General features: G+C 61.4%; 18 protein-coding genes. All 18 read left to right on the top strand.

Annotated elements, in window-relative coordinates:
* Positions 1 to 13: 13 nt before the first annotated feature.
* The 18 genes from fliN (at position 14) to B0E42_RS04675 (ending at position 17,825) form a co-directional block, all read left to right on the top strand.
* On the top strand, positions 14 to 472 hold the full coding sequence (fliN, locus tag B0E42_RS04760) for a flagellar motor switch protein FliN (protein ID WP_003199107.1): 459 nt from the start codon (positions 14 to 16) through the stop codon (positions 470 to 472).
* On the top strand, positions 473 to 910 hold the full coding sequence (fliO, locus tag B0E42_RS04755) for a flagellar biosynthetic protein FliO (protein WP_018611769.1): 438 nt from the start codon (positions 473 to 475) through the stop codon (positions 908 to 910).
* Positions 910 to 1,659 (top strand): flagellar type III secretion system pore protein FliP, encoded by a 750-nt coding sequence (gene fliP, locus B0E42_RS04750; RefSeq protein WP_018611767.1) that lies wholly within the window; start codon positions 910 to 912, stop codon positions 1,657 to 1,659. Before fliO ends, fliP begins: the two co-directional genes overlap by 1 nt.
* 23 nt (positions 1,660 to 1,682) lie before the next feature.
* A complete protein-coding gene (fliQ, locus tag B0E42_RS04745) occupies positions 1,683 to 1,952 on the top strand; it encodes a flagellar biosynthesis protein FliQ (RefSeq protein ID WP_018611765.1) in 270 nt (89 codons plus the stop codon).
* 4 nt (positions 1,953 to 1,956) lie between these two features.
* Positions 1,957 to 2,739 (top strand): flagellar biosynthetic protein FliR, encoded by a 783-nt coding sequence (fliR, locus tag B0E42_RS04740; RefSeq protein ID WP_053178506.1) that lies wholly within the window; start codon positions 1,957 to 1,959, stop codon positions 2,737 to 2,739.
* 3 nt (positions 2,740 to 2,742) lie between these two features.
* Complete coding sequence (gene flhB / locus B0E42_RS04735) at positions 2,743 to 3,879, top strand: flagellar biosynthesis protein FlhB (protein WP_053178507.1); 1,137 nt, start codon at positions 2,743 to 2,745, stop codon at positions 3,877 to 3,879.
* Positions 3,880 to 4,106: 227 nt separating this feature from the next.
* A complete protein-coding gene (gene flhA / locus B0E42_RS04730; protein ID WP_077505877.1) occupies positions 4,107 to 6,236 on the top strand; it encodes a flagellar biosynthesis protein FlhA in 2,130 nt (709 codons plus the stop codon).
* Between the two features lie 11 nt (positions 6,237 to 6,247).
* Complete coding sequence (gene flhF / locus B0E42_RS04725; RefSeq protein WP_024618179.1) at positions 6,248 to 7,597, top strand: flagellar biosynthesis protein FlhF; 1,350 nt, start codon at positions 6,248 to 6,250, stop codon at positions 7,595 to 7,597.
* Positions 7,598 to 7,713: 116 nt separating this feature from the next.
* Positions 7,714 to 8,544, top strand: a complete 831-nt coding sequence (gene fleN, locus B0E42_RS04720; RefSeq protein WP_003184001.1) for a flagellar synthesis regulator FleN — start codon at positions 7,714 to 7,716, stop codon at positions 8,542 to 8,544.
* A complete protein-coding gene (gene fliA / locus B0E42_RS04715; RefSeq protein WP_014337177.1) occupies positions 8,541 to 9,284 on the top strand; it encodes an RNA polymerase sigma factor FliA in 744 nt (247 codons plus the stop codon). Before fleN ends, fliA begins: the two co-directional genes overlap by 4 nt.
* Positions 9,285 to 9,451: 167 nt before the next feature.
* Entirely contained in the window at positions 9,452 to 9,823 is a 372-nt protein-coding gene (locus tag B0E42_RS04710) for a chemotaxis response regulator CheY (RefSeq protein ID WP_008006721.1), read from the top strand.
* Positions 9,824 to 9,841: 18 nt separating this feature from the next.
* Positions 9,842 to 10,627, top strand: coding sequence for a protein phosphatase CheZ (locus B0E42_RS04705; protein WP_024618180.1), 786 nt, complete (start codon positions 9,842 to 9,844; stop codon positions 10,625 to 10,627).
* Between the two features lie 293 nt (positions 10,628 to 10,920).
* On the top strand, positions 10,921 to 13,185 hold the full coding sequence (locus B0E42_RS04700; protein ID WP_077505851.1) for a chemotaxis protein CheA: 2,265 nt from the start codon (positions 10,921 to 10,923) through the stop codon (positions 13,183 to 13,185).
* A 48-nt stretch (positions 13,186 to 13,233) separates the two neighbouring features.
* A complete protein-coding gene (locus tag B0E42_RS04695; protein ID WP_018606555.1) occupies positions 13,234 to 14,376 on the top strand; it encodes a chemotaxis response regulator protein-glutamate methylesterase in 1,143 nt (380 codons plus the stop codon).
* Complete coding sequence (locus tag B0E42_RS04690) at positions 14,376 to 15,116, top strand: flagellar motor protein (protein WP_018606553.1); 741 nt, start codon at positions 14,376 to 14,378, stop codon at positions 15,114 to 15,116. The genes B0E42_RS04695 and B0E42_RS04690 overlap by 1 nt, the downstream gene beginning before the upstream one ends.
* 15 nt (positions 15,117 to 15,131) lie before the next feature.
* Positions 15,132 to 16,016 carry a flagellar motor protein MotD gene (gene motD, locus B0E42_RS04685; RefSeq protein ID WP_018606552.1) on the top strand — a complete coding sequence of 295 codons (885 nt, stop codon included), beginning with the start codon at positions 15,132 to 15,134 and terminating at the stop codon, positions 16,014 to 16,016.
* Positions 16,017 to 16,065: 49 nt separating this feature from the next.
* Positions 16,066 to 16,857, top strand: coding sequence for a ParA family protein (locus B0E42_RS04680; protein WP_018606550.1), 792 nt, complete (start codon positions 16,066 to 16,068; stop codon positions 16,855 to 16,857).
* A gap of 95 nt (positions 16,858 to 16,952) precedes the next feature.
* Positions 16,953 to 17,825, top strand: coding sequence for a CheW domain-containing protein (locus B0E42_RS04675; RefSeq protein WP_033062617.1), 873 nt, complete (start codon positions 16,953 to 16,955; stop codon positions 17,823 to 17,825).
* The last annotated feature ends 66 nt before the right edge of the window (positions 17,826 to 17,891 follow it).

The raw sequence follows: 17,891 nt of genomic DNA, 5'->3' as shown, positions 1-17,891 counted from the left end.
CCGAGGACAAATGATGGCTGACGATATGAATACCCAGGATGACCAGGCGCTGGCCGATGAATGGGCTGCGGCCCTGGAAGAAACCGGCGATGCCGGGCAAGCAGACATCGATGCCTTGCTGGCGGCCGACACTGGCGCCCATGCGTCCAGCCGCTTGCAAATGGAAGAATTTGGCAGCGTGCCGAAGAGTCATGAGCCGGTGACGCTCGATGGCCCGAACCTGGATGTGATCCTCGATATCCCGGTGTCGATCTCCATGGAAGTGGGCAGCACCGACATCAACATCCGCAACCTGCTGCAGCTCAACCAGGGTTCGGTGATCGAGCTGGACCGCCTGGCCGGCGAGCCGCTCGACGTGCTGGTCAACGGCACCTTGATCGCCCATGGCGAAGTGGTGGTGGTCAACGAGAAGTTCGGCATTCGCCTGACGGACGTGATCAGCCCGAGCGAACGCATCAAGAAGCTGCGCTGAGTGAAAGGTTTCTTCGCTGCAGTCGCGATGCTGCCATTGAGCGTGCTGGCGGCCGAACCGGTTGCCACGGCCGCCGCTGCGCCGGCGGTGGGCAGTGGTGTCGCCGGGCAGTTGGCGCAACTGGTGCTCGGCTTGCTGCTGGTGCTGGGCTTGATCTTCTTTCTCGCCTGGCTGTTGCGGCGCGTGCAACAGGCGGGGCCGAGCGGCAAGGGGCAGGTCATCGACATCGTCGGTTCCCGCGCGCTCGGGCCGCGCGACCGGCTGGTGCTGGTGCAGGTCGGCAACGAGCAGATCCTGCTGGGCCTGAGCCCGGGCACCATCACCGCCTTGCACGTCCTCAAGGAGCCGGTGCAGGTACCCTCCACCGAACCGGCCAGCCCCGAATTTGCCCAGCGCCTCATGGAGCTGCTGGGGAAAGACCAGAAGGATAAAAAGTAATGCCGTTGCGCATTCTGTTGGCATTGGCCCTGATGCTGGCCGCACCGTTGGCGTTCGCCGCCGACCCGCTGTCGATCTCGGCGATCACCCTGGGGACTAATGCCGAAGGGGCCCAGGAGTACTCGGTCAGCCTGCAGATCCTGCTGATCATGACCGCGCTGAGTTTCATTCCGGCGTTCGTCATGCTGATGACCAGCTTTACCCGGATCATCATTGTCTTTTCGATCCTGCGCCAGGCCCTGGGCCTGCAACAGACCCCCTCGAACCAGATCCTCACCGGCATGGCGCTGTTCTTGACCATGTTCATCATGGCACCGGTGTTCGACCGGGTGAACCAGGATGCGCTGCAGCCCTACCTGGCGGAAAAACTCAGCGCCCAGGACGCCGTGGCCAAGGCCCAAGTGCCGATCAAGGACTTCATGCTGGCCCAGACTCGCAGCAGTGATCTGGAGCTGTTCATGCGCCTGTCCAAGCGCACCGATATCCCCAGTGCTGACCAGGCACCGCTGACCATCCTGGTGCCGGCGTTCGTGACGTCCGAGCTGAAAACCGCGTTCCAGATCGGCTTCATGATTTTCATTCCGTTCCTGATCATTGACCTGGTGGTCGCCAGCGTGTTGATGGCCATGGGCATGATGATGCTCTCGCCGCTGATCATTTCCCTGCCGTTCAAGATCATGCTGTTTGTGCTGGTGGATGGCTGGGCGCTGATCATCGGGACCCTGGCGGGCAGTTTCGGCGGTGTTTAGGCCTTTTGTGCGGGGAGGGCGATATGACGCCTGAAGTAGCGGTAGACCTGTTCCGTGAAGCGCTCTGGCTGACGACCATAATGGTTGCCATCCTGGTGATCCCCAGCCTGCTGGTGGGGTTGCTGGTGGCGATGTTCCAGGCCGCGACCCAGATCAACGAACAGACCTTGAGCTTCCTGCCGCGCCTGCTGGTGATGCTGGTGACGTTGATCGTCGCCGGCCCCTGGATGGTACAAACCTTCATGGAATACATCCTGCAGTTGTACGGCAGTATTCCGCAGTTGATCGGCTGACCTCATGTCGATGCTTGAGCTGACGGACACCCAGATCAGTTCCTGGGTGGCATCGTTCATCCTGCCGATGTTTCGCGTGACCGCGGTGCTGATGAGCATGCCGATCTTCGGCACGACCCTGGTGCCCCGGCGCGTGCGCTTGTATTTCGCCCTGGCGATCACGGTGGTCATCGCGCCCGGGCTGCCGCCGATGCCGCCGGTTCATGCACTGGATCTCAGTGCGCTGATGCTGGTGGCCGAGCAGATCCTCATCGGTGCCTTGATGGGGTTCTCGCTGCAGCTGTTCTTCCAGGCCTTCGTGGTGGCCGGGCAAATCATCTCGATCCAGATGGGCATGGCCTTCGCGTCCATGGTCGACCCCACCAATGGCGTGACGACGGCGGTGATCGGTCAGTTCCTGACGATGCTGGTGACCCTGTTGTTCCTGGCCATGAATGGGCATTTGGTGGTGTTCGAGGTATTGACTGAAAGCTTTACCACCATGCCGGTGGGCAGTGCGCTCCTGGTCAATCATTTCTGGGAAATCGCCGGCAAGCTCGGCTGGGTCCTGGGCGCGGCGATGGTGTTGGTATTGCCGGCGATCACCGCCTTGCTGGTGGTCAACATCGCGTTTGGCGTGATGACCCGAGCAGCGCCGCAATTGAATATTTTCTCCATTGGCTTCCCGCTGACCCTCGTGCTGGGCATGGTGATTTTCTGGGTCAGCCTGGGGGATATCCTCAACCAGTATCAGCCGCTGGCCACCCAGGCCTTGCAGCTTTTACGCGACATGGCACAGGCACGCTGAACCATGGCCGAGAGCGAGAGTGGTCAGGACAAGACAGAAGACCCCACGGAAAAGCGCCTGCGCGAATCCCGGGAAAAGGGTGAGACCGCCCGCTCCAAGGAACTCAACACGCTGGCGGTGATGCTGGCCGGGGCGGGCGGGTTGCTGATTTATGGCGGCGGGTTGGCCCTGGACCTGCTGGAAATCATGCGTCTGAATTTCTCTCTGCCTCGCGAAGTACTGCTCTCTCCGGGGTCCATGTCCCAGCATCTGCTGCACTCGGGCAAGATCGCGATCCTGGCGGTGCAGCCGATCCTGATCTGCTTGCTGCTGGCTGCGGTGATCGGCCCGATTTCCCTGGGCGGCTGGTTGTTCGCCGCCGGTAGCCTGGCCCCCAAGTTCAGCCGGATGAACCCGGCCGCCGGTCTCAAGCGCATGTTTTCCACCACGGCGCTGATGGAGCTGCTCAAGGCGTTCGGGAAATTCCTGCTGGTGCTGTTTGTTGCGTTGACGGTATTGCAGTCCGACATCGACGATCTGCTGCGCATTGCTCACGAACCGCTGGAGCAGGCGATTATCCACAGCGTGCAGTTGGTGGGCTGGAGTACGTTGTGGATGGCTTGTGGCCTGATCCTGATCGCCGCCATCGACGTGCCGATCCAGCTGTATCAGAGCAAGCAGAAGCTGATGATGACCAAGCAGGAAGTGCGTGACGAGCACAAGGATGCGGAGGGCAAGCCGGAGGTCAAGCAGCGAATCCGTCAATTGCAGCGCGAGGTCTCCCAGCGGCGGATGATGGCGGCGATCCCCGACGCCGATGTGGTCATCACCAACCCGACGCACTACGCCGTCGCCCTCAAGTACGACCCCGAAAAAGGCAACGCTCCGGTGTTGCTGGCCAAGGGCAGTGATTTCCTGGCGCTCAAGATCCGTGAGATCGCCGTGGCCAATGAGGTGATGCTGCTCGAGTCCCCGGCGCTGGCGCGGTCGATTTACTACTCCACCGAACTCGACCAGGAAATCCCTGGCGGCCTGTACCTGGCCGTGGCCCAGGTGCTGGCCTACGTCTACCAGATCCGCCAACACCGCGCCGGCAAGGGCAAGCGCCCTGAACCGCTAAAAGACCTGCCGATCCCGCCGGATTTGCGCCGCGATTCCTGAGCCGAGTTGACCACAATCTTCTGTGGGAGCGGGCTTGCTCGCGAATGCGTACTGTCAGTCGATGCAAAGTTGACTGGAAGACCGCTTTCGCGAGCAAGCCCGCTCCCACAAATGTGCGTTAGCCCCTCTATTTCAGCCTCTGACAAAAGTTGGAAGGCTTCTTGCAATACCCCGCCTGCGCCCCCTCCGGGCGTCAAAAGTTTGCTTTACAGGCACGGGGAATATTGGTGGATCGCTCTCAGTTACTCAGCACCGCGCGCAGCAATGTAGCCGACCTCAGCCGGGGCAATCTGGGTGTGCCGATCTTGCTGCTGGTCATGCTCGCCATGATGATGCTGCCGGTGCCGCCGTTCCTGCTGGACGTGTTCTTCACGTTCAACATCGCCCTGTCGATCGTGGTGCTGCTGGTGTGCGTCTACGCCCTGCGGCCGCTGGATTTCGCCGTATTCCCGACCATCCTGTTGGTGGCGACGTTGATGCGCCTGGCGCTGAACGTGGCCTCGACCCGGGTGGTCATGCTCCACGGCCAGGAAGGCCATGCCGCCGCCGGTAAGGTGATCCAGGCCTTCGGTGAAGTGGTGATCGGCGGCAACTACGTGGTCGGTATCGTGGTCTTCGCCATCTTGATGATCATCAACTTCGTCGTGGTGACCAAGGGCGCCGGGCGGATTTCCGAGGTGAGCGCGCGTTTCACCCTCGATGCGATGCCCGGCAAGCAGATGGCGATCGACGCCGACCTCAACGCCGGCCTGATCGACCAGGGCCAGGCCAAGCTGCGTCGTCTGGAGGTGGCCCAGGAAGCCGAGTTCTACGGCTCCATGGACGGTGCCAGCAAATTCGTGCGCGGTGACGCCATCGCCGGCCTGCTGATTCTGTTCATCAACCTGATCGGCGGCATGGCTGTCGGTATCTTCCAGCACAACATGACGTTCGGCGACGCTGGCAAGGTCTACGCCTTGTTGACCATTGGTGACGGTTTGGTGGCGCAATTGCCATCACTGTTGTTATCTACAGCTGCTGCGATCATGGTGACCCGTGCTTCGGGCTCCGAAGACATGGGCAAGCAGATCGGCCGCCAAATGTTCGCCTCGCCCAAGGCCCTGGCGGTTGCTGCCGGCCTGATGGCTGTAATGGGCCTGGTGCCAGGAATGCCGCACTTTTCCTTCCTGAGCATGGCTGCTCTGGCTGCCGGCGGCGCCTACCTGTTCTGGAAAAAACAGAACGTGCAGAAAGTCCAGGCCCTGCAAGAGGTCAAGCGCCAGCAGGAACTGCTGCCGTCGCCGGCCCGCGCCATGGAAACCAAGGAGCTGGGCTGGGATGACGTGACGCCGATCGACATGATCGGCCTGGAAGTCGGATATCGCCTGATTCCATTGGTCGACCGCAACCAGGGTGGTCAGTTGCTGGCGCGGATCAAGGGGGTGCGCAAGAAGCTGTCCCAGGACCTGGGCTTCCTGATGCCGACCGTGCATATCCGCGACAACCTCGACCTGGCGCCGAGTGCCTACCGCCTGACGCTGATGGGGGTGATCCTGGCCGAAGCCGAGATCTACCCCGACCGCGAGCTGGCGATCAACCCGGGGCAGGTCTACGGCAGCCTCAACGGCATCACCGCCAAGGATCCGGCTTTCGGCCTGGAGGCGGTGTGGATCGAAATCAGCCAGCGGGCCCAGGCCCAGTCCCTCGGCTATACCGTGGTGGACGCCAGTACGGTGGTGGCGACCCACTTGAACCAGATCCTGTACAAGCACTCCAGCGAGCTGATCGGTCACGAAGAAGTCCAGCAACTCCTGCAAGTACTGGCCAAAGGCTCACCCAAGCTGGCCGAAGAGCTGGTGCCGGGTGTGGTTTCGTTGTCGCAATTGCTCAAGGTGTTGCAGGCGCTGTTGGCCGAGCAAGTGCCTGTGCGCGACATACGCAGTATTGCCGAGGCTATCGCCAACAACGCTTCCAAGAGTCAAGATACCGCCGCCCTGGTGGCCGCGGTTCGGGTCGGCGTATCCCGCGCAATCGTCCAAAGCATTGTAGGCACTGAGTCTGAGCTGCCTGTCATCACCTTGGAGCCAAGGTTGGAACAGATATTGCTCAATAGTCTGCAGAAGGCAGGACAAGGCTCGGAAGAGGGTGTTCTGCTGGAGCCAAGCATGGCCGAGAAGCTGCAGCGTTCGCTGATCGAAGCAGCCCAGCGGCAAGAGATGCAAGGTCAGCCGGTGATCCTGCTGGTGGCCGGTCCGATTCGCGCGATGCTCTCGCGATTCGGGCGCCTCGCGGTCCCGGGGCTGCATGTGCTGGCGTACCAGGAAATACCGGACAACAAGCAAGTGACCATCGTTGCGACAGTAGGGCCCAACGGCTGAGGTAGTGGTTTATGCAAGTGAAGCGTTTTTTCGCCGCCGACATGCGTCAGGCCATGAAACTGGTTCGTGACGAGCTGGGCGCTGAAGCAGCCATCATTGGCAACCGTCGTATCGCCGGCGGTGTCGAGCTGACGGCTGCCCTGGATTACAAGCTGTCTGCGTTGGCCCCGCGGGTTCCGAACATGGAACTCGAAGACGAGCTGCGCAAGACCCAATCGCGCATCGCCAGCGCCCAGGCCGAACTGAGCCTGCGCAGCAGCGAAGGCGAAGGCGCGGCGGGCACCAATCGTCAATTGTTCGCCGGTCAGCCGCTGACGGCCGGCCTGCCATTGACCGCTGCCGAACCGCTGATCGAGCAGGCCCATGCCGAACCGCGTCGTCCTGAGCCGGCGCCAGCGGCACCTGCCCGGGGTGTCGACCCGCGCGCCCTGGATTCGATGCGCTTTGAACTCAACAGCCTGCGCGAGCTGATGGAAGTCCAGCTCGGCTCCCTGGCCTGGAACCAGCTGCAAGGCAGCCGTCCAGCCCAGGCCAACCTGTGGCGTCGCCTGCAACGCATCGGCCTGTCTGGCCCGTTGTCCCGGGACCTGCTGGCGCTGATCAATGGTATCGAAGAGCCTCGTCAGGCCTGGCGCATGTTGCTGGCGCACCTGGCGCGGATGATCGCCACGCCGGAAGTCGAGCCGCTGGAAGAGGGTGGGGTGATTGCCATGGTCGGTCCTGCCGGCATGGGCAAGACCACCACCCTGGCCAAGCTCGCCGCCCGTTATGTACTCAAGTACGGTGCCCAGAGCATTGCCCTGGTGAGCATGGACAGTTTCCGCATCGGTGCCCAGGAGCAACTCAAGACCCTCGGCCGGATTCTCAATGTGTCGGTGACCCATGTGGATCCGGGCCAATCCCTGGCCCAGGCGTTGGAGCCGCTGCTGCGCAAACGCGTCGTGCTGATCGATACCGCAGGCCTGCAAGCCAGCGATCCAGCCCTGCGCATGCAGCTCGAAAGCCTGGCCGGACGCGGTATCAAGTCAAAAAATTATCTCGTGTTGGCAACCACCAGCCAGAAACAGGTTCTAACCGCCGCATACCACAGCTACAAACGCTGCGGGCTGGCCGGCTGCATCCTGACTAAGCTGGACGAAACGGCAAGCCTGGGCGAGGTGTTGAGCCTGGCGATCGGTCATGAATTACCGGTGGCCTACCTGACCGACGGGCCGCGGATCCCGGATGATTTGCATCTGCCGCGCCGTCATCAACTGGTCAGTCGTGCCGTGAGTGTGCAAATGCAGGAAGAACCCAGCGAAGAAGCCATGGCTGATATGTTCGCTGATATCTACCACAGCCCGACCAAGCAGGTCGGCTGAGGTTATCATGAATATTTTTTGTAACTACATCGATGGTCTGCCATGCATTGTTCCGTATGTGAACGCGCAGCCAGTAATGTGGCCTCCGTCTAAGTAAGACAAGGTAAAGAACGAACATGGGCAGCATGCATCCCGTACAGGTGATCGCGGTGACCGGCGGCAAAGGTGGCGTCGGGAAGACTAACGTGTCAGTGAACTTGTCCCTGGCTCTGGCAGAGCTTGGCCGACGGGTCATGCTGCTGGACGCCGACCTGGGCCTGGCGAACGTCGACGTGTTGTTGGGGCTTACACCCAAACGCACCCTGGCGGACGTGATTGAAGGGCGCTGTGAGCTGCGTGACGTGTTGTTGCAGGGGCCGGGCGGGATTCGCATCGTGCCGGCTGCTTCCGGCACCCAGAGCATGGTTCACCTGACCCCGGCCCAACACGCGGGCCTGATCCAGGCGTTCAGCGACATCGGCGACAACCTCGATGTGCTGGTGATCGACACCGCGGCCGGTATTGGTGACTCGGTTGTCAGTTTCGTGCGCGCCGCCCAGGAAGTGCTGCTGGTGGTCTGCGACGAACCGACGTCCATCACCGACGCCTACGCCCTGATCAAACTGCTTAACCGCGACTATGGCATGAACCGCTTCCGCGTCCTGGCCAACATGGCCCAGAGCCCGCAGGAAGGACGCAACCTGTTCGCCAAGTTGACAAAGGTCACGGATCGCTTCCTGGACGTCGCCCTGCAATACGTCGGCGCAGTGCCTTACGACGAAAGCGTTCGCAAGGCCGTCCAGAAGCAACGTGCCGTCTATGAAGCCTTTCCACGTTCCAAATGCGCGCTGGCGTTCAAGGCGATCGCCCAGAAGGTCGACACCTGGCCACTGCCGGCCAACCCCCGCGGGCATCTGGAGTTTTTCGTCGAGCGTCTTGTGCAACAAACAGCAGGGCCCGTGCTATGACAGCCAGCGGTTACAACCATCTCTACAAAAAATCGGCACGGGACGCCCAGTACGAATTGATCGAGCGTTACGCACCGCTGGTCAAGCGTATCGCCTATCACTTGCTGGCGCGTTTGCCGGCCAGTGTCCAGGTCGAAGACTTGATCCAGGCGGGCATGATCGGCCTGCTCGAAGTGTCGAACAAATACGACGCGAGCAAGGGCGCCAGTTTCGAGACGTATGCCGGTATTCGCATTCGCGGGGCCATGCTCGATGAAGTCCGCAAGGGCGATTGGGCGCCGCGTTCTGTGCATCGCAATACCCGCATGGTCAGCGATGCAATTCGGGCAATTGAAGCTAAAACCGGGCGTGACGCTAAAGATCACGAGGTTGCGGCCGAACTCCAATTGAGTCTCGACGATTATTACGGGATTTTGAACGATACCTTGGGCAGCCGCCTGTTCAGTTTCGACGACCTGTTGCAGGACGGTGAGCACGAAGGACTGCACGAGGATAACGCGAGTGCTCACATGGAGCCGTCGCGTGACCTGGAAGATGAACGTTTCCAGAGTGCGCTGGCGGATGCGATTGCCAATTTGCCGGAGCGTGAGCGACTGGTCTTGGCGCTGTACTACGACGAAGAGCTGAACCTCAAGGAAATCGGTGAGGTCCTGGGGGTCAGCGAATCGCGGGTCAGCCAGTTACACAGCCAGTGCGCGGCCCGTTTGCGGGGGCGTTTGGGGGAGTGGCGAGCGCGTTGACAGGCAGTGTGGGGACGCTGCGAACGAGGCTGGCCTGGCAGGTACTGCGCCAGTCTCCATCCGTTGTGCTCCGGACCGTTGTCGAGTGTTGTGCCGGATTGATTGAAATGGCGCGTCCAGGTGCTGGGCGCGTTTAAGACTGCTTGGAGGTCGAATTGGACAAGAACATGAAAATCCTCATCGTTGATGACTTCTCAACGATGCGGCGGATCATAAAAAACCTGTTGCGTGACCTTGGGTTCACCAACACGGTCGAGGCGGATGATGGCATCACAGCCATTCCGGTCCTCAACAGCGGGAGCATCGACTTTCTGGTGACTGACTGGAACATGCCCGGCATGACCGGTATCGACTTGCTGCGCCATGTGCGCGCCGACGAAAAGCTCAAGCATCTTCCGGTGCTGATGGTCACTGCCGAAGCCAAGCGCGAGCAGATTATCGAAGCGGCCCAGGCCGGTGTAAACGGCTATGTGGTCAAACCCTTCACGGCCCAGGCGTTGAAAGAGAAGATCGAAAAAATCTTCGAACGCATCGGTTAACGGCGCCACGGGGGAGCTATGGACAACGAATCTTCAATGGGTGATTTCGAATCGACCCTGAAAAAACATGCCCGCGAACTGGTCGACAGCCTTGAAAAAGGTCGCTTTAGCGATGCGGTTCAAATGATCCATGAGCTCAACCAGACCCGTGACCGCGGTCTGTATCAGGAAGTGGGCAAGCTCACGCGTGAATTGCACAGCGCGATTGTCAATTTCCAGATCGACCCGAATATGCCGCAGGCCGAGGAAGTCTCGCAGATCACCGACGCCACCGAGCGTCTGGGTTATGTGGTCAAGCTGACCGAGGCCGCGGCCAACCGCACCATGGACCTGGTGGAAAGTGCAACGCCGCTGGTCAATGGCCTGAGCGAAGAAGCCCAGGCCTTGAGCACCGACTGGGGCCGGTTCATGCGTCGCGAAGTCGGCGCTGAAGAGTTTCGGGAGCTGGCCCGTCGCGTCGACGGTTTCCTGACGCGCAGCAGCACCGAGAACCGCGCGGTGGCAAGCAACCTCAACGACATTCTGCTGGCCCAGGACTATCAAGACCTGACCGGCCAGGTGATCAAGCGTGTGACCCAACTGGTCACCGAAGTGGAAAGCAACCTGCTCAAACTGGTGTTGATGGCCAGCCAGGTAGACCGCTTCGCAGGCATCGAACACGACCGTGAAGCGATGCTTGCTGAAAAAGATCCACAAAAACATCTCTCTCAGGGTGAAGGTCCGCAGATTCATGCCGATAAAAGAGAAGACGTTATGTCCGGTCAGGACGATGTGGACGATTTGCTGTCCAGCCTTGGATTCTGAGTTGGTAGGTCGTGATGACGGTTAATGCCGGTCGCGCCGCGCCCCACAAGGCGCAAGACTAGGCACGAGGAGTGTGGTTTGGTCTTCCAAATGAACGACGAGTAACGACGGATTGCGCCTTGTGGGGCGCGGCCCGAAGGGTTGGAGCTGTGAGCGCGCCATGCCGCGTTGCGAGACTTGGTAAGGAAACAACCCTTACCCGCGTCTCGCGCCTTGCCTGGCACGCTCACAGCTCCAACGCGATCCGGCATTAACCGTCATCACGACCTACCCTGTTTTAGGAGCAGCCATTAATGAGCTTCGGCGCCGATGAAGAGATCCTTCAGGATTTCCTGGTTGAGGCCGGCGAGATTCTAGAGCAACTGTCCGAACAGCTGGTCGAGCTGGAAAGCCGACCAGATGATGCGGATCTGCTCAATGCAATTTTTCGCGGTTTCCACACTGTAAAAGGAGGCGCCGGCTTCCTCCAGCTCAACGAGCTGGTGGAGTGCTGTCACATTGCCGAGAACGTGTTCGACATCCTGCGCAAGGGTGAGCGTCGCGTTGATTCGGAATTGATGGACGTGGTGCTTGAAGCGCTGGATGCGGTCAACAGTATGTTCAGCGAAGTGCGTGAGCGCTCGCCGGTCACCGCTGCCACCCCTGAGTTGCTCGCCGCGCTGGCACGTCTGGCCGAGCCGCAATCGGCTGACGAAGCGGCTCCGGTTGTCGAGGCCGTGGTTGAAGAACCGGTCGCCGAGGAATCGGGCGACGTCACCGATAACGAATTCGAACAACTGCTGGACTCGCTGAATGCCGTCAAGGCCCAGGCCGAGGCACCGGCTGCACCTTCTGCACCTGCACCTGCAGCGCCGGCCGCCGATGGGGCGGGCAGCGATGAAATCACCGATGCCGAGTTCGAGTCACTGCTCGACCAGCTCCATGGCAAGGGCCAGTTCGCGCCTGATGCCGTGGTCCCGGCGGCGGCCCCCGTCGCGCCGAAAGCTGCAGGCGACAGCTCGGACATCACCGACGACGAATTCGAAGCGTTGCTCGATCAGTTGCATGGCAAAGGCACCTTTGCCGTTGACGCACTGGATTCGGCCATCGCTTCGGCGCCGACGCCGGCCAAGCCCGCCGCCGCTGCCGCGGGCAGCGACCTGATCAGCGACCACGAATTCGAATCCCTGCTCGATGAGCTGCATGGCAAGGGCAAGTTCAGCGAAGTCGGTACGGCTTCTGCTGCGCCTGCTGCCGCCACTGCGGCTGCGCCGGCGGCCAAGGCTGCGCCAAAACCCGCTGCCAAGGCTCCGGAGCCGAAGGCCGAGCCCGCCAAGCCTGCCGCTGCTGCTGCCCCGGCGCCAGCCCGTGCTCCGGCGGCTGCGCCAGCGGACAAACCGGCCAGCGAAGCCGAGACCACCGTTCGTGTCGATACCGCACGCCTGGACGAGATCATGAACATGGTCGGCGAACTGGTGCTGGTGCGTAACCGTCTGGTGCGCCTGGGCCTCAATAGCCAGGACGAAGCCATGTCCAAGGCCGTGTCGAACCTCGACGTGGTCACGGCCGATTTGCAGACCGCGGTCATGAAGACCCGGATGCAGCCGATCAAGAAAGTCTTCGGGCGCTTCCCGCGCCTGGTTCGCGACCTGGCTCGCCAGCTCAAGAAAGAAATCAACCTGGAACTGGTGGGTGAAGAGACCGACCTCGACAAGAACCTTGTCGAGGCCTTGGCCGACCCGCTGGTCCACTTGGTGCGCAACGCAGTCGACCACGGCATCGAGTCGCCGGAGGAACGCGAAGCTTCAGGCAAGGTTCGTGGCGGCAAGGTTATCCTGGCCGCCGAGCAGGAGGGCGACCACATCCTGTTGTCGATCTCCGACGACGGCAAAGGCATGGACCCGAACGTGTTGCGTGCCATCGCGGTGAAACGCGGTGTGATGGACAAGGATGCCGCCGACCGCCTGAGCGAATCCGAGTGCTACAACCTGATCTTCGCCCCAGGTTTCTCGACCAAGACCGAGATCTCCGACGTGTCGGGCCGTGGCGTGGGCATGGACGTGGTGAAAACCAAGATTTCCCAGCTCAACGGTTCGATCAATATCTACTCGACCAAGGGCCTGGGCTCGAAGATCGTCATCAAGGTCCCGTTGACCCTGGCGATCATGCCGACCCTGATGGTGATGCTGGGCAACCAGGCATTCGCCTTCCCGCTGGTCAACGTCAACGAGATCTTCCACCTCGACCTGTCGCGCACCAACGTGGTGGACGGCCAGGAAGTGGTGATCGTACGGGACAAGGCACTGCCACTGTTCTACCTCAAGCGCTGGTTGGTCAGCTCCGCTGCTCATGTAGAGCAGGGCGAGGGCCATGTGGTGATCCTTTCGGTGGGCACCCAGCGGATCGGCTTTGTCGTCGACCAATTGGTGGGCCAGGAAGAAGTGGTCATCAAGCCGTTGGGCAAGATGCTCCAGGGCACCCCGGGCATGTCCGGCGCCACCATCACCGGCGACGGCCGCATCGCATTGATTCTCGATGTGCCAAGCATGCTCAAGCGTTACGCCGCCCGGCGTATTTGATTCTGGAGGGGCGTGGCCCAGGGCCGCGCCTCGTCTAACGGAGTGTTTATGGTAGTTAAAGTCCTGGTGGTGGACGATTCGGGGTTTTTCCGCCGCCGCGTCTCGGAAATTCTTTCGGCGGACACGAGTATTCAGGTCGTCGGTACCGCGACCAATGGCAAAGAGGCGATTGATCAGGCCCTGGCTCTCAAGCCGGACGTGATCACCATGGACTACGAGATGCCGATGATGGACGGCATCACGGCCGTGCGGCATATCATGCAGCGCTGCCCGACGCCGGTATTGATGTTCTCGTCCCTGACCCACGAAGGCGCCCGAGTGACCCTCGATGCGCTGGACGCCGGGGCGGTGGATTTCCTGCCGAAGAACTTCGAAGACATTTCGCGCAACCCCGACAAGGTCCGGCAGTTGCTCTGCGAAAAAGTCCATAGCATTTCCCGCAGCAACCGCCGTGTCGGTGCCTACAGCGCACCGGCGCCAGCCCCTGTTGCGGCGCCAAGCCCGGCACCGTCGCCGACGCCGACTGCATCGAGCAGCTTCAATCCGGCACCGGTACGCAGCGCCCCGGCACCTGCGCCGGCTCGCTCGGCGGCGCCCGCCAGTGCCTCGTCACCGGCACCCAAGCGCAAAGCCTACAAGCTGGTCGCTATCGGCACGTCCACGGGTGGGCCGGTGGCACTGCAGCGGGTCTTGACCCAGTTGCCGGCCAACTTCCCGGCCCCCATCGTGCTGATCCAGCACATGCCTGCAGCGTTCACCAAGGCGTTTGCCGAGCGCCTGGACAAGCTGTGCAACATCAGCGTCAAGGAAGCCGAGGATGGCGACATCCTGCGTCCAGGCCTGGCGTTGTTGGCCCCGGGTGGCAAGCAGATGATGATCGATGGCCGGGGCGCGGTGAAAATCCTGCCGGGCGACGAGCGTCTGAACTACAAGCCTTGCGTGGACATTACCTTCGGTTCTGCGGCCAAGTCCTACGGTGACAAAGTTCTGGCGGTGGTGCTCACCGGCATGGGCGCCGACGGTCGCGAAGGCGCGCGCCTGCTCAAGCAGGGCGGCAGTGCAATCTGGGCCCAGGACGAAGCCAGTTGTGTGATCTACGGCATGCCAATGGCCATCGTAAAAGCCGATCTTGCCGATGCGGTGTACGGATTGGACGACATCGGTAGACACCTGGTCGAGGCCTGCATTTAATGGATGTGCTCAGCCTGATTGGCATCATTATGGCGTTCGTCGCCATCATTGGCGGCAATTATCTGGAAGGCGGTCATCTGGGCGCCCTGGCCAACGGCCCGGCGGCGTTGATCGTGATCGGTGGCACCGTTGGCGCAGCGCTGTTGCAGTCGCCCATGAGCGCTTTCAAGCGCGCCATGCAGGTGCTGATCTGGATTCTGTTCCCGCCCCGTGTCGACCTGGCTGGTGGTATCGATCGTGTCGTGAATTGGAGCCTGACCGCGCGCAAGGAAGGCCTGCTGGGTCTGGAAGGGGTGGCCGATGCCGAACCGGACAACTACTCACGCAAAGGCCTGCAATTGCTGGTGGACGGCGCCGAGCCGGAAGCCATCCGCAGCATCCTGGAGGTGGATTTCTACACCCAGGAAAGTCGCGACATCGAGGCGGCCAAGGTATTCGAAAGCATGGGCGGCTACGCGCCGACCATCGGCATCATCGGTGCGGTGATGGGCCTGATCCATGTGATGGGCAACCTGGCCGATCCGTCGCAACTGGGCAGTGGCATCGCCGTGGCGTTTGTCGCCACGATCTACGGCGTGGCGAGTGCCAACCTGGTGCTGCTGCCCATCGCGGCCAAACTCAAGTCCATCGCGTTGCGCCAGTCGCGCTATCGCGAAATGCTGCTGGAGGGGATCCTGTCGATCGCCGAAGGTGAAAACCCACGCTCCATTGAGTTGAAGCTGCAAGGCTTCATGGACTAATGGGGGATATGGAGCATGGCACGTCGCAGGCATCGTGAAGAACACGTCAACCATGAACGCTGGCTGGTTTCCTACGCCGACTTCATCACGCTGTTGTTCGCTTTTTTCGTGGTCATGTATTCGATTTCGTCGGTCAACGAAGGTAAGTACAAAGTCATTTCCGAGGCATTGATCGGTGTCTTTACCGACTCCGACCGCGCCCTCAAGCCTATCCCCATCGGTGAGGAGCGGCCGAAGACCACGACCCCGGCCAAGCCCTTGGTCAAGGACAGCGAGCAGGTCGAGGCCGGTATCGCCGGCAGTAGCGATCCGTTGAAAAGCATCGCCGACGATATCAGCGCGGCGTTCGGTGACCTGATCAGCTCCAACCAGATGACTGTGCGCGGCAACGAGTTGTGGGTCGAGATCGAACTCAATTCCAGTCTGTTGTTCGGCAGCGGCGATGCCATGCCCAGCGACATGGCGTTCAACATCATCGATAAGGTCGCGGCGATCCTCAAGCCCTTCGACAACCCGATCCATGTCGAAGGCTTCACGGACGACCAGCCGATCCGTACTGCGCAGTACCCGACCAACTGGGAACTGTCCTCGGCCCGTTCGGCGAGCATCGTGCGCATGCTGGCGATGCAGGGCGTGAAGCCTGGTCGCCTGGCCTCGGTGGGTTACGGCGAGTTCCAGCCGGTCGCCAATAACGCCACTGCCGAGGGGCGCGCGCGCAACCGGCGGGTGGTGCTGGTGGTGTCGCGTAACCTGGATGTGCGTCGCAGCCTGACCGGTACCGGTACGACCAATGCAACTCCGGATGCGGCATTGAAGCGGGCTGGCACACAAACTGCACCGGCTCCGGTCAAGTCGCCGGGAAGACAGAGTGCCGTCAATTCTCCGTCACCCGCTTTATAACCGAGCTATTTCTCGGTCGAGCCTGTTTCGGCCGGGAGGAACGATCCGAATGAGAGTCTGGGCAGTCGCCAATCAAAAAGGTGGTGTGGGCAAGACCACATCTTCCATCGCTTTAGCCGGGTTGCTGGCCGAGGCGGGCAAGCGCGTGGTCATCGTCGATCTGGACCCCCACGGCTCGATGACCAGCTATTTCGGCTACGATCCTGACAGCCTGGAGCACAGCAACTACGACCTGTTCCTGCACAAGGGCGTAGTGCCCGAGGGCCTGCCGGGGCAGTTGCTGTTATCCACCAGCGACGAGCGGATTTCCCTGTTGCCGTCGAGCACCGCCCTCGCCACCCTGGAGCGACAGTCGCCCGGGCAGAGCGGCCTGGGTCTGGTGATCGCCAAGAGTCTGGCGCAGCTGTGGCAGGATTTCGATTACGCAATCATCGACAGCCCGCCGTTGCTGGGCCTGCTGATGGTCAATGCCTTGGCGGCCAGCCAGCAGTTGGTGATCCCGGTACAGACCGAGCACTTGGCGGTCAAAGGCCTGGAACGCATGGTCAATACGCTGGCGATGGTCAACCGCTCGCGCAAACAGACGCTGGCCTTCAACATCGTGCCGACCTTGTTCGATCGTCGCACCCAGGCGTCCCTGGGTACCCTGCGGGTGTTGCGGGACATGTACCCGGATGACATCTGGCAAGGCTATATCCCCGTCGACACCCGCTTGCGGGACGCCAGCCGCGCCGGAGTGACCCCTTCGCAATTCGATGGCAAGAGCCGTGGCGTGCTGGCTTACCGGGCGCTGCTCAAGCACCTGCTGGCCCAGCAGCTTGTTCCGCAGCAGGTGGCTTAAGTGACGAGGTTTTCCACTGGCATCGTGTTCGCTTGCGAACGCTCAAGTCCTACCGCATTCATGCCGATAACCTCTTCAAGTGGCGCACTGTTCCTATGAGCCGCCCAATAAAGACAACCTCGCGTCCGCAAATGGCCCTGCAATCCTATCTGGATGGGCTGCTGCAGGAAGCGACCGAAGAATTGCCACCGCCGCCAAGCGTGATCGAGGCGTTGCCCGAGCACGTCGAAGCCAAGGGTGTGCTGGATGAATTTCAAGCGGCCGTGCTCGAAGAGCAGGCCCGTGACGCACAGAAAGCAGTAGTGGCTGCAGCGGTCGAGGCGCCGTTTATCAAGCCTCAGGTGGCGGTCCTGGACGCGCCTGCGCCGATCCTGGCGTCGGTCTCGACCGTTGCCCCGCTGCTACAAGGCCTGGTGACGCCGGTGGTGGAAATCCACCTGCCGCCGAGCAATCCGCCGCCACCGGTGCCGGGCGACGACCGTCCGGCCTGGGCTGCCGAGCCGTTCGAGTGTTTGTTGTTCGATGTGGCCGGGTTGACCCTGGCGGTGCCGCTGGTCTGCCTGGGATCGATTTATTCCCTGGCCGGGCAGGAATTGACGCCGTTGTTTGGCCAGCCGGAATGGTTCCTCGGGATCCTGCCGAGCCAGGCCGGCAACCTGAAGGTATTGGATACGGCGCGCTGGGTCATGCCGGACCGTTATCGCGATGACTTTCGCCAAGGCTTGCAGTACGTGATTTCAGTGCAGGGTTACGAGTGGGGTTTGGCGGTGCATCAGGTCAGTCGCTCGCTGCGCCTGGACCCGAACGAGATCAAGTGGCGCAGCCATCGAGGGCAACGGCCATGGCTGGCCGGTACGGTGATCGAGCACATGTGCGCCTTGCTGGACGTTTCCGAGCTGGCGGAGCTGATCGCCAGCGGCGGGGCAAAACACCTGGGCGGCAGCAAGCCGGTCCAGAAACCGAAATAAGACAACCGGTGGCGCACAGCGTCGCCGGACAGAATACACGCCGCCACAGGCGGTTTTTCGAGGGGT

Source organism: Pseudomonas sp. A25(2017) (assembly GCF_002001065.1).
In the GTDB taxonomy this organism is placed as follows: Bacteria; Pseudomonadota; Gammaproteobacteria; order Pseudomonadales; family Pseudomonadaceae; genus Aquipseudomonas; species Aquipseudomonas kilonensis.
Note: the sequence above shows the minus strand (reverse complement) of the source record. Positions and strands in the feature narration are given on the sequence as shown.

Coding starts and splice junctions, on each gene's coding strand:
- fliN (WP_003199107.1), top strand. CDS start 14: ATGGCTGACGATATGAATACCCAGGATGACCAGGCGCTGGCCGATGAA.
- fliP (WP_018611767.1), top strand. CDS start 910: ATGCCGTTGCGCATTCTGTTGGCATTGGCCCTGATGCTGGCCGCACCG.
- fliQ (WP_018611765.1), top strand. CDS start 1,683: ATGACGCCTGAAGTAGCGGTAGACCTGTTCCGTGAAGCGCTCTGGCTG.
- fliR (WP_053178506.1), top strand. CDS start 1,957: ATGTCGATGCTTGAGCTGACGGACACCCAGATCAGTTCCTGGGTGGCA.
- flhB (WP_053178507.1), top strand. CDS start 2,743: ATGGCCGAGAGCGAGAGTGGTCAGGACAAGACAGAAGACCCCACGGAA.
- flhF (WP_024618179.1), top strand. CDS start 6,248: ATGCAAGTGAAGCGTTTTTTCGCCGCCGACATGCGTCAGGCCATGAAA.
- fleN (WP_003184001.1), top strand. CDS start 7,714: ATGGGCAGCATGCATCCCGTACAGGTGATCGCGGTGACCGGCGGCAAA.
- fliA (WP_014337177.1), top strand. CDS start 8,541: ATGACAGCCAGCGGTTACAACCATCTCTACAAAAAATCGGCACGGGAC.
- B0E42_RS04710 (WP_008006721.1), top strand. CDS start 9,452: ATGAAAATCCTCATCGTTGATGACTTCTCAACGATGCGGCGGATCATA.
- B0E42_RS04705 (WP_024618180.1), top strand. CDS start 9,842: ATGGACAACGAATCTTCAATGGGTGATTTCGAATCGACCCTGAAAAAA.
- B0E42_RS04700 (WP_077505851.1), top strand. CDS start 10,921: ATGAGCTTCGGCGCCGATGAAGAGATCCTTCAGGATTTCCTGGTTGAG.
- B0E42_RS04695 (WP_018606555.1), top strand. CDS start 13,234: ATGGTAGTTAAAGTCCTGGTGGTGGACGATTCGGGGTTTTTCCGCCGC.
- B0E42_RS04690 (WP_018606553.1), top strand. CDS start 14,376: ATGGATGTGCTCAGCCTGATTGGCATCATTATGGCGTTCGTCGCCATC.
- motD (WP_018606552.1), top strand. CDS start 15,132: ATGGCACGTCGCAGGCATCGTGAAGAACACGTCAACCATGAACGCTGG.
- B0E42_RS04680 (WP_018606550.1), top strand. CDS start 16,066: ATGAGAGTCTGGGCAGTCGCCAATCAAAAAGGTGGTGTGGGCAAGACC.
- B0E42_RS04675 (WP_033062617.1), top strand. CDS start 16,953: ATGAGCCGCCCAATAAAGACAACCTCGCGTCCGCAAATGGCCCTGCAA.